This is a genomic window from Streptomyces sp. STR69, from assembly GCF_024519455.1.
GTDB lineage: Bacteria > Actinomycetota > Actinomycetes > Streptomycetales > Streptomycetaceae > Streptomyces.
Window position 1 is genome coordinate 126654 of record NZ_JALJRY010000018.1, and the last position, 12284, is coordinate 138937.

Genomic DNA, 12284 nt, shown 5'->3' on the forward strand with positions numbered 1-12284 from the left:
CCTCATCAGACCCCGCCGGGCACCGCTCGGGCACACATGGTGGTGTGCGGCGACGACGCGCTCGCACACCGGCTCGCGGCCGAACTGCGCACGGTCTACGGCGAACAGATCACCCTCGTCGTACCGCTCTCCGAGGCCAACTCCCGCCCGCCGGTCGTGGGCCGTGCGCGTGCCGCCTCCGTGGCGCTGCGCGACCGGGTCAACGCGGCGGTGGCCAGGGCGAACGGCAACGGCGCACCGCCCACCCCCGAAACCCCGCGCGGGGAACGGGTGTTGGAGGTCGCCGAGCTGACCGAGGCGGTGTTCGCGGAGGCCGGCGTGGAGCGGGCGACCGCGCTGGCCCTCGTGCACGACGACGACGAGACCAACATCCGCGCCGCCCTCACCGCCCGCCGCCTCAACCCCCGTATCCGGCTCGTGCTCCGCCTCTACAACCGGCGCCTCGGCCAGCACATCGAGGAACTCCTCGACCAGGCAGCCGCGTTGGCGACCGGCGACGGTGCCGGGAGTGGCTCCGGGCTCGACGCCTCCACCACCGTCCTCTCCGACGCCGACACCGCCGCGCCCGCGCTGGCCGCCACCGCCCTCGCCGGCACCAGCAAGGTCGTCCAGACCGACGGGCTGCTGCTGCGCGCGGTGGAACGGCCGCCGCCCGGGCCCGGGGAGGTCGCCGACCCGGGGCTGGCCACCCTCGCCCTGCTGTCGGCGACCAGCAGCGACCCGGCCGGCGCGGACGGCTCCGAGGGCATGGGCGAACAGGGCCCGCGCCTGCTGCCCGACGCGGCGGCCGTCGCCTCGGCCACCGGACGCGGCACCGTCGTCCTTGAGCAGGTGTCGTACGCCGGGCCGCAGTTGCCTGGCGGACGCGGGGGCGGTGTCGTACCGGCCTTCTCCTCCCTCTTCTCGCGGCGGCTGCGCTGGTCGCTGGCGGGCATCGTGGCGTGCGTGATCGCGCTCGCCGTCGCGCTGTGGCTGGTGACCGGTATCCATCCCGTGCGGGCCTTCTATCTGACGCTGCTCGATCTCTTCGCGATCGACGACCCCGCGATCGGGGCGCCGCTGGGCCGGCAGATCCTTCAACTCCTGTCCGGTCTCGTCGGGTTGCTGATGCTTCCGGTGCTGCTGGCCGCCGTCCTGGAGGCCCTCGGCACGTTCCGTACGGCGTCCGGGCTGCGCAAGCCGCCGCGTGGGCTCGGCGGACATGTGGTGCTGCTCGGGCTCGGCAAGATCGGCACCCGGGTGCTGACCCGGCTGCGCGAACTCAACATCCCCGTGGTGTGCGTCGAGGCCGACCCCGAGGCCCGCGGGCTCGCGGTCGCACGCCGGCTGCGGGTACCGGTGATCCTCGGGGACGTCACCCAGGAAGGCGTCCTGGAGTCCGCCAAGATCCACCGCGCGCACGCCCTGCTCGCGGTCACCAGCTCCGACACCACCAACCTCGAAGCCGTGCTCTACGCCCGCTCCGTACGGCCCGATCTGCGCGTCGTACTCCGGCTCTACGACGACGACTTCGCGACCGCCGTGTACCGCACCCTGCGCGCCGCCCACCCCGGTGCCCTCACCCGGAGCCGGAGCGTGTCCCATCTGGCCGCGCCCGCGTTCGCCGGGGCGATGATGGGACGGCAGATCCTGGGCGCGATCCCCGTCGAGCGGCGGGTGCTGCTGTTCGCGGCGATGACCGTGGGCGGGCATCCCCAGCTGGAGGGGAAGACGATCGCCGAGGCGTTCCGGGCCGGGTCGTGGCGGGTGCTGGCACTGGACACGGCGAACCGGGACGCGTCGGAGGACGTACGGCGGTCGGGGCTGGTGTGGGATCTTCCCGACACGTATGTCCTGCGGGGCTCGGACAGGGTTGTGCTTGCCGCGACCCGGCGGGGGCTGGCGGAGTTGCTGGGGCGTCGGCCCCGGGAGCGGGCCGGGGCGTAGGGAGCAGGGGTCTCGGACCCCCACTCCTCACGCGCCGCCAAGAAAAAAACCTGCTGGGAAAACGGGTCTACTTCCCCAAGTGCCTTGCCGCGAAGTCCAGTTCCAGCCTCACCTGCTTGATCCGCTCGTCGACCACCAGTGACCCGTGTCCCGCGTCGTACCGGTACACCTCGTGGACGGCGCCGCGCTTCTCCAGGCGTTCGACGTAGTTGTCGATCTGCTGGATCGGGCAGCGGGGGTCGTTGACGCCGGCGGAGATGTAGACCGGGGCCGTGACCTTGTCGACGTAGGTCAGCGGGGAGGACGCCTCGAAGCGGTCGGGGACTTCTTCGGGGGTGCCGCCCAGCAGGGTGCGGTCCATGGCCTTCAGGGCTTCCATCTCGTCGTGGTACGCCGTGACGTAGTCGGCGACCGGGACGGCCGCGATGCCGAGCGTCCACGCGTCGGGCTGGGTGCCGATGCCGAGGAGGGTGAGGTAGCCGCCCCAGGAGCCGCCGGTGAGGATCAGCCGGGCGGGGTCGGCGAGACCGGACGTGATCGCCCACTCGCGGACCGCCGCGATGTCCTCCAGCTCGATGAGACCGACCCGGACCTTCAACGCGTCGGTCCACGCGCGCCCGTACCCGGTCGAGCCGCGGTAGTTGACCCGCACGACCGCGTACCCGTGGTCGACCCAGGCCGCCGGGCCCGCCGCGAAGGAGTCGCTGTCGTGCCAGGTCGGGCCGCCGTGGATGTCGAAGACCGTGGGGAGGGGGCCCGTCGCGCCGGCCGGCTTCTGGACGAGGGCGTGGATCCGGCCGCCGGGGCCCTCCACCCACACGTCCTCCACGGGGACCGAGCCCGGTGACTTCAGGCCGGGCGGGTCCAGGACGACCTCGCCCGTCGTCGAGCGCACGGCGGACGGCTCGGCGGCCGACGACCACAGGTACTCGACGCTGCCGTCGGGGCGGGCCGTCGCGCCCGAGACGGAACCGGGCGGGGTCGGCACCTTCTCCAGGTCGCCCGAGGCGAGGTCGTAGCGGAAGACCTCGCTGCGGGCCTCGAAGCTGTGCGCGATGAGGAGGGCCGAGCCGTCCGGGTACCACTCGGCGCTCACGTCACCGGGCAGGTCCAGGGACAGGTCGGTCTCGCCGCCCTTCACCACGTCCCACACCAGGGGCTCCCAACGGCCGCGCCGCTGATGCCCGATGAGGAGCCGGGTGTCGCCCTCCACGGGTGCGAAGCCGAGCACCTCAAGGCCCAGCTCCTCGGTGCCGCCCTTGGTGTCGTCCAGGTCGGCGACCGCCGTGCCGTCCGGGCGCAGGACGCGCAGCGCCGAGTGCATGGCGTCGCCGTGCTCGGTGTGCTCGATCGCGATCAGCGAACCGTCGTGCGAGAGGTCGCCGACGCCCGCGGACTCGCGGTGGCGGTAGAGCAGCGTGGTCTCGTCGCCGGTGCGGGCGAGGTGGATCGTCGTACCGTCCTCGTCGGTCGAACGGCCCACGACCGCCGTCCGGCCGTCCCGGGCGAGGGCGAGCCCGGCCGGGTAGGACGGCTCCAGGCCGGGGACAGCGGGTTCGTCCGGTCCCCCCTTGAAGGGCTGGCGGCGCCAGACGCCGAACTCGTCGCCGTCCTTGTCGTCGAACCACCAGATCCACTCCCCGTCCGGGGAGAGCACACCGTCCGTCGTGCCGTTCGGCCGCTCCGTGACCTGGCGTTGCTCGCCCGTCGCCCGGTCCCAGGCGTACAGCTCATACGTCCCTGTCGCGTTCGACACGAACAGGGAACGGTCGGGTGCGTCCTCCGCCCAGTCGGGCAGGGACACTCGGGGCGCCCTGAAGCGCTTCTCCCAGTCCGGTGTGTACGCGGACCCGTTGCTCTCAGTCATGGCCCCATACTGCCCGCCTTCACAGACATTGCACTGACTGGATCCTCAGCCTGTGGATAACTTCGACCAAGACCCGGCCGGAGCATTGCCGACGGCCGGTGAACCTTCGGGCCGACCCCCGGGCCGAGGCCCTCGCGACAGCCCCGTACCGTGGGAGGCGTGTACCGGTTTCTGCTGACATCGCGCTGGTGGGGCATCAACGTCTTCGTACTGCTCGCCATCCCCTTCTGCATCTTCATGGGGTCGTGGCAGCTGAGCCGGTTCCAGGCGCGCGTGGACAGCAGCCACCAGGCCACCCGGCAGGTCGAGACGGACCGCAAGGAGACCGCCCGCCCGCTCGCCGAACTGCTGCCGGTCGACCAGAGCACGTCCGGCCGGCAGACCACCGCGACCGGCCGGTACGGCAAGCAACTCCTCGTCCCCGACCGCCAGTTGGACGGGAAGAACGGCTACTACGTCCTCACCCTGCTGCGCACCGACGACGGCAAGGCGCTGCCCGTGGTGCGCGGCTGGCTGCCCGGCACGCCCGACGCCTCGAAGGCACCGGCCGCGCCGACCGGCGAGATCACCGTCACCGGCTCGCTCCAGGCCTCCGAGACGCCCGGCGACAACGGCGTCAGCGCCCAGGGCGGGCTGCCGTCCGGCCAGACCGCCGCGATCAGCGCGGCCTCGCTGGTGAACCTGGTGCCGTACCCCGTGTACGACGCGTGGATCACGCTCGACAGGGCCGACTCCGGGATGACGGCCGTACCGGCGACCGCGCCCGCGAACACCGGTCTCGACCTGAAGGCGTTCCAGAACCTGGGCTACACCGGCGAGTGGTTCGTCTTCGCGGGCTTCGTCGTCTTCATGTGGTTCCGGCTGCTGCGCCGCGAGGTGGAGTTCGCGCGGGACGCGGAACTCGGGCTGCTGCCCGAGGACGAGAGCGAGCAGGCGACCCGCGTCACCGTCTGACCCCGCCGGGTCCCCCGTGGACCGGCAACCGGAGCCTTCCAACCGACGGCCGTTGCAACCGAAGGCAGTCCTACGACGCCGACAGCACGCCCGTCCGGTAGATCGTCCCCGCGCACGCGTTCGGTACGACCGCCGAGGTCGTCGGTGAGCCCGCCTCCGCCGTGTGGGAGACCTGGACGCTGCCGTCGAGCGTGCCGTCCTCGGGGAGCAGCTGGGTCGAGGTGCCGGTGTCACCGGTCGTGGACCCGCTGCTGGTGCTGGCGTCCTCCGAGGGCGACGGGCTGGGCGTGGAGCCGCCGGTGGTGCCACCGGTGCTGCCACTGCTGGTGGGGCAGGTCTCGGACGGCACCCAGGCGAACTTGACCTGGTAGGCGGAGCCCGGCAGCAGCACCAGTTCGGCGGGCTCCGTCGACGGGTCGGGCAGACCGGTCGCCGCGTCCCCGGCCGCGTGCCGCGTCATGAAGATCTTGGTGCTGTCAGCGGCTCCCAGCGGGGAGAATCCCACGGTGCCGGGCCCGCCGACGGTACAGCTGGTGCCGGAGGTGTTGGTGACGGTGAAGGTGCCGTAGACGATGCCCGCCGAGTCGGCGGCGGCCACCGACGACGTGGCGGAGCCGAGCTGTGCGGCTCCGCAGATGGGCGCGGCCGTCCCGGTGCTGGCCGAGGGGTTGGCGCTCACGGTTCCTGCGCCCGGGCTCTTGCCCCCGCCCTCGTTCTTGTGGCCGCCCGGATTCTGTCCCGACGTCTGCCCGGAGGAGCCGCCGGAGGTGCTGGAACCTCCGTCCGGGTTCTTGCCCTGGCTGGTGCCGCCCTGGGCCTGTGAGCTGTTGCCCGCCATGGACGGGTCGACGCCGGAACCGGCGGAGTTCGAGACATGCACGAGGGCCGGGATGGCGGTGCCGAAGAAGAGCGCGGCGGCGGCCATGCCGACGACGGCCTGGCGCTTGCGGGCCCGGCGGGCGGGCACCGCCTTGCGCAGGTGCTCCAGCGTGCCGTCGCGCGGCTCGACCTCCTGGACCGCCTGCTGCAACAGCCGGCGCAGCGCCAGCTCGTCCGGGGCGAACCCTTCGGTGTCGTGGTCGCCGAGTCCGCCGAGTTGAGCGGCGAGGCCGGCGAATCCCCCGGATCCTTCGGGGGCGCGCCCCTCGACGGTCTCGGGGTTCTTGGTGCCCTCGCGGTTCTCCGTGCTGTCGGGGTTCTCCCCTCCGGAGGCTCCTCCGGAGGCTCCTCCGGAGTTCCCGTCGAGGCTCGGCCCGTTGGGGCTCTGTTCGTCGGGGCCGTGGTTCACAATTCCGTTCCCAGCGTGCGATTCGTTCGGTTCTTCCCTGCGCGCCCAGGTCGGACCGCGCCGGACTTCCGGCTCGCGCCGAGCGCGTGAGCCGTTTCCGTCGACGTTGTCGCTCATGCCGATGCCTCCATCGCGATCCGGAGGGCTGCGATGCCGCGGGAGCCGTACGCCTTCACCGAGCCCAGCGAGATGCCGAGCGACTCGGCGACCTGCGCCTCGGTCATGTCCGCGAAGTAGCGCAGGACCAGGACCTCGCGCTGGCGGCGCTGCAGGCCCTTCATCGCCTTGATGAGGGAGTCGCGCTCCAACTGGTCGTAGGCGCCCTCCTCCGCGCTGGCCATGTCCGGCATCGGCTTCGAGAGGAGCTTGAGGCCGAGGATGCGGCGGCGCAGGGCGGAGCGGGAGAGGTTGACGACGGTCTGGCGCAGATACGCCAGGGTCTTCTCGGGGTCACGGACACGTTTGCGCGCCGAGTGGACCCGGATGAACGCCTCCTGGACGACGTCCTCGCAGGAGGCGGTGTCGTCGAGGAGGAGCGCGGCCAGGCCGAGCAGCGAGCGGTAGTGCGCCCGATAGGTCTCGGTGAGGTGGTCGACCGTAGTTCCGGCCGCGACGGTGTCGTCGACGCCGTCGCGCTGGTTCGGGATGCGGGCGGGCCGCGCTGCGGGCATCGGCGCGATCACCGGCATGCCGCCGGGCGCACGGGATCCACGCGGAGGCCGTAGGGCCGTGCCGCGTGCCGCAGTGAAGTCGAGTACCTGAGCCACGCCAGTTGGACACGCTTCCCCCCGTCGGGGTTGTACGCGTCGACCGTCACATTTATGTCAGACGAAACAAACAGTCCACCCACCCGTCTGGTGTCAGGCAGCACAACCGGCAGTGCGTCGAACACACTCATGCCTACCCGCTCTTCCCCTGTGTCACAAAAGGCCGGGGCGTCCCCACGCCCCTCGCCGCATCCCCGCGCCCGCTGAAGGGCGTCCGCAAAGACGCTCCCCGCCGACCGCGCGGTTGCGGGAAGCGGGGAGTGAAATCTTCGGATGCGGAGGTGGCTGGATTCAAGTGGTCCCAACCATTAATCCGGCCACATCGCGCAGAGTGATCCTACAAACCCGTGCGCCACTGGCCAGCGGATTTACGGCCGGGCGGAGCGGATGGGTCCGGTTCTCACCCGAGATCCCGCGCCACCAGCTCGGCGATCTGTGCCGTATTGAGGGCCGCTCCCTTGCGCAAATTGTCTCCGCAGACGAACAGTTCGAGCGCCGTCGGGTCGTCCAGCGCCCGCCGCAGCCGTCCCACCCAGGTCGGGTCGGTGCCCACCACGTCGGCGGGGGTGGGGAACTCCCCGGCGGCCGGGTTGTCGAAGAGGACGACTCCCGGGGCCGTAGCAAGGATTTCGCGCGCCTTGTCGACGGTGACCTCGCCCTGGAAGCGGGCGTGGACCGTGAGGGAGTGCGTGGTGACCACCGGGACGCGCACGCACGTCACGGCGACGGGCAGTGCGGGCTGGCCGAGGATCTTGCGGGTCTCGTCCCGCACCTTCATCTCCTCCGAGGACCAGCCGTCCTCACGCAAGGACCCGGCCCACGGTACGACGTTCAGCGCGACCGGCTCCGGGAACGGCCCGGTGTTGTCCCCGACGGCCCGCCGTACGTCTCCGGGCTTGGTGCCCAGTTCGGTGTTGGCGACGAGGGCCAGCTGCTGGCGCAGGGTGTCGACCCCGGCCCGCCCGGCCCCGCTCACCGCCTGGTACGACGACACCACCAGCTCGCGCAGCCCGAACTCGGCGTGCAGCGCGCCCACGGCGACGATCATCGACAGGGTGGTGCAGTTCGGGTTGGCGATGATCCCGCGCGGTCGCCTGCGCACCTGGTGCGGGTTGACCTCGGGGACCACCAGGGGCACCTCGGGGTCCATCCGGAAGGCGCCCGAGTTGTCGACGACGACCACGCCCTTGGCGGCGGCGACCGGCGCCCACTGGGCGGAGACCTCGTCGGGGACGTCGAACATGGCGACGTCGACCCCGTCGAAGGCCTCCTCCGTCAGGGCCACCACCTCGACCTGCTCCCCGCGCAGGGCCAGCTTGCGGCCGGCCGAGCGCGGAGAGGCGATCAGGCGGATCTCGCCCCAGATGTCCGCATGCTGGGACAGGATCTGGAGCATGACCGTGCCGACGGCCCCGGTCGCGCCGACCACGGCGAGCGTCGGACGCACGGTCGCTCCGGTGGTGGCCATCAGCGGCCGGTGCCTCCGTAGACGACGGCTTCGTCGCTGTCGGAGTCGAGGCCGAACGCCGTGTGCACGGCGCGGACGGCCTCGTTGACGTCGTCGGCACGGGTGACCACCGAGATACGGATCTCGGAGGTCGAGATGAGCTCGATGTTGACGCCCGCGTCGGACAGCGCGGTGAAGAAGTCGGCGGTGACGCCCGGGTTCGTCTTCATCCCGGCGCCCACCAGCGAGATCTTCCCGATCTGGTCGTCGTAGCGCAGCGACTCGAAGCCGATGCCGTCCTTGTTCTTCTCCAGGGCGTCGATGGCCTTGCGGCCCTCCGCCTTGGGAAGCGTGAAGGAGATGTCGGTGAGGCCCGTCGAGGCCGCCGACACGTTCTGCACGATCATGTCGATGTTGACCTGGGCGTCGGAGATCGTCCGGAAGATCACCGCGGCCTCGCCCGGCTTGTCGGGCACGCCGACGACCGTGATCTTGGCCTCGGAGGTGTCGTGCGCGACACCGGAGATGATGGCCTGCTCCACCTTCTGGTCCCCAATCGGCTCACTGCTGACCCACGTGCCCTGAAGTCCGCTGAAGCTGGACCGCACATGAATCGGGATGTTGTATCGGCGGGCGTACTCCACACAGCGGTGGAGCAGCACCTTGGAGCCGGAGGCGGCGAGCTCCAGCATGTCCTCGAAGACGATCCAGTCGATCTTCTTCGCCTTCGGCACCACCCGCGGGTCGGCGGTGAACACCCCGTCGACGTCGGTGTAGATCTCGCACACCTCGGCGTCGAGAGCGGCGGCCAGCGCCACGGCGGTGGTGTCGCTGCCACCCCGCCCCAGCGTGGTGATGTCCTTCTTGTCCTGGCTCACACCCTGGAACCCGGCGACGATGGCGATGTTGCCCTCGTCCAGCGCCGTACGGATCCGACCGGGCGTGACGTCGATGATCCGCGCTTTGTTGTGGACCGAGTCGGTGATGACGCCTGCCTGGCTGCCCGTGAACGACTGGGCCTCGTGGCCCAGGTTTTTGATCGCCATGGCCAGCAGCGCCATGGAGATCCGCTCTCCGGCGGTCAGCAGCATGTCGAACTCACGCCCGGCGGGCATCGGAGATACCTGCTCGGCGAGATCGATCAGCTCGTCCGTCGTGTCGCCCATCGCGGAAACGACGACGACCACTTGGTGGCCGTTCTTCTTCGCTTCCACGATTCGCTTGGCGACGCGCTTGATGCCCTCGGCATCGGCTACGGAGGAGCCTCCGTACTTCTGCACGACAAGGCCCACGTGCGCTCCTCGCTCAGTCCTGGTGTGTCGGCTCAGTTTAACGAGCGCCCGAAATTAGCTTCCGTGGTATCGCATCGTGAGATTCGGAAGCTTCGGACGCCCAGGTCAGCGCATGCCCACTCAGGGGGTGCGGGAAAAGTGCCGAGCGTCACAAGTCACGCCTGTGAATTAAGTTTCAAGCACTAAGGTGCGCGATGTGCGCGTACTTCTGGTGGAAGACGATGAACCCGTGGCCGAGTCGCTACGACGTGGACTGCTGCGCTACGGCTTCGAGGTCGACTGGGTCACCACGGGCGGCGCGGCGCTGAGCCACTCCGCCCCCTACGACGTCGTCCTCCTCGACCTCGGCCTGCCCGACACCGACGGCCTCGACGTGTGCAAGGCGCTGCGCGCCCGCGGCGACGTCCCGATCATCGTGATCAGCGCGCGCAGCGACGAGACGGACCGGGTGGTCGGCCTGGAGCTCGGCGCCGACGACTACGTCTCGAAACCCTTCGGGGTGCGCGAGGTCATCGCCCGTATAAGGGCGGTGATGCGCCGCGCACAGCCGAAGGCGGTCGCGGAGGCCGCGGGCCCCGACGCCTACGGCACCCGCCTCACCGTCGACCGCAAGGCCGCCCGCGTCCGCCTCGACGGCGAGGAGGTGCCCCTCGCGCCCAAGGAGTACGACCTGCTGTCGTTCCTCACCGAGGAGCCCGGCGCGCTGATGTCGCGCGAGCAGATCATGGAAGCGGTCTGGGACGCGAACTGGTTCGGCCCGACGAAGACGCTGGACGTCCATGTGGCCGCGCTGCGAAGGAAGTTGGCGGGCGCGATCACGATCGAGGCGGTACGGGGAGTCGGTTTCCGCCTGGAGATCGTCGACGGGCCTCCGGCCTCATGATCCGGCAACTGATCGTCAGCTACGTCCTCCTCGTGGCCGTGGCGCTGACGGCGTTCACCGTGCCCGTCGCCTTCACGCTGACCGCCCAACTCCGGGGCGACACCGAGCAGTCGGTGCGGCGCGAGGCGAGGACGATGGCGTTGCTGCTGAGCGGCGACGCCGCCTCGCGCGCGGCCCTGGACCGGATGGTGGTGGCGTACGCGCAGGAGACCCCCGGCACGGCCGAGGTACTGCCCGCCGCGCGGGCGAAGACCGCGACGCACTGGGGCGACGGAAAGCTGGAGGTGACGGCACCGGCGACGCGCGACGGCCGGACGGTCGGCGCCGTGCGCATCACGTACCCGACCTCCGACCTGACCCGGCGGCTCTGGCAGATCTGGGGCTTCCGGGCGATCCTCGCGGTAGGGGTCCTGGCGGTGGCAGCCGGATTGGGCGCGCTGGTCGCCCGCCGCCTCACCCGCCCCCTCCGCCAACTCAACGACATGGCGAGCAAGTTCAGCGACGGCGACCTGACGGCACGTACGCCCGTGACAGGCCCGCACGAGACGCAGACGCTGGCCAGGACGTTGAACCAGGCGGGCGAACGCCTGGACACCCTCATCGCCTCGCAGCGCATCTTCGTGGCCGACGCCTCCCACCAACTCCGCACTCCGCTCACGGCGTTGCGGTTGTCGCTGGACAACATCGCGGACGGCGTGGACGACGAGTTCGTGCGCGAGGACGTGGAGCAGGCGACCGCCGAGGTGGTCCGGATGAGCCGTCTCGTCAACGGCCTGCTGGTGCTGGCGCGGGCCGAGGCGAAGGTGACGGCGGCGGAACCGCTGCCGCTGCGGGAGATCGTGACCGAACGGCTCTCGGTGTGGAGACCGGCCGCCGACGAGCGCGGGGTCGAGATCGCGCTCAGGGGGAGTGTTGTCGACGGCCGGCCGCTTGTGCTGGCCAGTCCCGGTCATCTCGAACAGGTCCTGGACAACGTGCTGTCGAACGCCCTGGAGGTGTCACCGGACGGCGCGACGATCACCGTACGGTCGGAACTCCGGGGCGACGAGGTGGAGTTGACGGTGACGGACGAGGGCCCCGGCATGTCCGACGCGGAGAAGTCCCGCGCCTTCGACCGCTTCTGGCGCGGTCAGGGCCTCACCGGGCGCTCCGGTTCGGGCCTGGGCCTGGCCGTCGTACGCCAGTTGGTGGCGGACGACGGCGGCACGGTGACCCTGCGGGACGCGGCCGGCGGAGGGCTGGTCGTCGCGATCACCCTTCGGGCATCACCGAGGAGTGGTGGTTGACGATCAGCCACTTGCCGCCGCGCTTCTCGTACTCGTAGGTGTAACGGGCCTCCACCACACGCTTCTTGCCGGTGTTCGGGTCGGTGAGCGTGATGTCGTAGGCACCCGCGTCGATGGCCGAGTTGCTGTCGAGGACGTTGATGTACGTCTCGACCTTCTTCGCGACCGGCTTGTTCGGCAGGAAGTGCTCGAAGTAGTCGACGATCTCGGCACGGTCGGTGCGGATCTCGTTGGAGACGGTGGGCAGGAGCACGGCGTCCGGCGCGTACCGGTTCGCGACCTTCTTCGGGTCACCGGTCTGCAGCGCGGCGTTCCAGCCGTCGAAGAGGGCGGCTATCTGCTTCTTGGAGGGTTTGGCATCGTGCTGGGGCCCGGCGGTCGCGGCGACGGTGCCGAGCGTACCGAGGGCCAGGGCGGTGGTGACGGTGACGACGGCTGCACGCTTGCTCATGGTCCGGCGGGTCATCTCAACTCCAGTTGTACTGGTGCTTTTTGGGATGACTCCAGACTGGCTTCCGGCCGGTTAGCGCCCGTGTAGCGGACGTACAGGGGGCAGCCAGGACGGCTCCAATTA

The 12284-nt window shown here is 70.7% G+C and carries 10 protein-coding genes; 4 read left to right on the forward strand and 6 right to left on the reverse strand.

The window, feature by feature from the left end:
- Positions 1 to 36 precede the first annotated feature (36 nt).
- A complete protein-coding gene (locus OC490_RS30585; protein ID WP_262061336.1) occupies positions 37 to 1926 on the forward strand; it encodes a potassium channel family protein in 1890 nt (629 codons plus the stop codon).
- Positions 1927 to 1993: 67 nt separating this feature from the next.
- On the opposite strand, the gene OC490_RS30590 is transcribed toward OC490_RS30585, so the two are convergent.
- Positions 1994 to 3793, reverse strand: coding sequence for a prolyl oligopeptidase family serine peptidase (locus OC490_RS30590; protein WP_262061251.1), 1800 nt, complete (start codon positions 3791 to 3793; stop codon positions 1994 to 1996).
- Positions 3794 to 3952: 159 nt separating this feature from the next.
- Here OC490_RS30590 and OC490_RS30595 point away from each other — a divergent pair, with 159 nt between their 5' ends.
- The gene (locus tag OC490_RS30595) at positions 3953 to 4747 is read left to right on the forward strand and encodes an SURF1 family protein (protein ID WP_262061252.1); all 795 of its coding nucleotides are present in this window, start codon (positions 3953 to 3955) and stop codon (positions 4745 to 4747) included.
- Between the two features lie 70 nt (positions 4748 to 4817).
- On the opposite strand, the gene OC490_RS30600 is transcribed toward OC490_RS30595, so the two are convergent.
- The 4 genes from OC490_RS30600 to OC490_RS30615 form a co-directional block, all read right to left on the reverse strand.
- Positions 4818 to 6152: a hypothetical protein gene (locus OC490_RS30600; RefSeq protein ID WP_262061253.1), complete on the reverse strand. Its 1335-nt coding sequence runs from the start codon at positions 6150 to 6152 to the stop codon at positions 4818 to 4820.
- Complete coding sequence (locus OC490_RS30605; RefSeq protein WP_200713244.1) at positions 6149 to 6724, reverse strand: SigE family RNA polymerase sigma factor; 576 nt, start codon at positions 6722 to 6724, stop codon at positions 6149 to 6151. Before OC490_RS30605 ends, OC490_RS30600 begins: the two co-directional genes overlap by 4 nt.
- A 478-nt stretch (positions 6725 to 7202) precedes the next feature.
- On the reverse strand, positions 7203 to 8270 hold the full coding sequence (locus OC490_RS30610; RefSeq protein ID WP_262061255.1) for an aspartate-semialdehyde dehydrogenase: 1068 nt from the start codon (positions 8268 to 8270) through the stop codon (positions 7203 to 7205).
- Positions 8270 to 9541, reverse strand: a complete 1272-nt coding sequence (locus tag OC490_RS30615) for an aspartate kinase (protein WP_262061256.1) — start codon at positions 9539 to 9541, stop codon at positions 8270 to 8272. Before OC490_RS30615 ends, OC490_RS30610 begins: the two co-directional genes overlap by 1 nt.
- A gap of 196 nt (positions 9542 to 9737) precedes the next feature.
- On the opposite strand from OC490_RS30615, the gene OC490_RS30620 reads away from it, so the two are divergent.
- Complete coding sequence (locus OC490_RS30620) at positions 9738 to 10424, forward strand: response regulator transcription factor (RefSeq protein WP_262061257.1); 687 nt, start codon at positions 9738 to 9740, stop codon at positions 10422 to 10424.
- Positions 10421 to 11710, forward strand: a complete 1290-nt coding sequence (locus OC490_RS30625; RefSeq protein WP_262061258.1) for a sensor histidine kinase — start codon at positions 10421 to 10423, stop codon at positions 11708 to 11710. The genes OC490_RS30620 and OC490_RS30625 overlap by 4 nt, the downstream gene beginning before the upstream one ends.
- Here the strand turns inward: OC490_RS30625 and OC490_RS30630 are convergent.
- Positions 11676 to 12176, reverse strand: coding sequence for an SgcJ/EcaC family oxidoreductase (locus OC490_RS30630; protein ID WP_262061259.1), 501 nt, complete (start codon positions 12174 to 12176; stop codon positions 11676 to 11678). The genes OC490_RS30625 and OC490_RS30630 overlap by 35 nt on opposite strands.
- Between the last annotated feature and the right edge of the window lie 108 nt (positions 12177 to 12284).

Coding starts and splice junctions, on each gene's coding strand:
- OC490_RS30585 (WP_262061336.1), top strand. CDS start 37: ATGGTGGTGTGCGGCGACGACGCGCTCGCACACCGGCTCGCGGCCGAA.
- OC490_RS30590 (WP_262061251.1), bottom strand. CDS start 3,793: ATGACTGAGAGCAACGGGTCCGCGTACACACCGGACTGGGAGAAGCGC.
- OC490_RS30600 (WP_262061253.1), bottom strand. CDS start 6,152: ATGAGCGACAACGTCGACGGAAACGGCTCACGCGCTCGGCGCGAGCCG.
- OC490_RS30605 (WP_200713244.1), bottom strand. CDS start 6,724: ATGCCGGTGATCGCGCCGATGCCCGCAGCGCGGCCCGCCCGCATCCCG.
- OC490_RS30610 (WP_262061255.1), bottom strand. CDS start 8,270: ATGGCCACCACCGGAGCGACCGTGCGTCCGACGCTCGCCGTGGTCGGC.
- OC490_RS30625 (WP_262061258.1), top strand. CDS start 10,421: ATGATCCGGCAACTGATCGTCAGCTACGTCCTCCTCGTGGCCGTGGCG.
- OC490_RS30630 (WP_262061259.1), bottom strand. CDS start 12,176: ATGACCCGCCGGACCATGAGCAAGCGTGCAGCCGTCGTCACCGTCACC.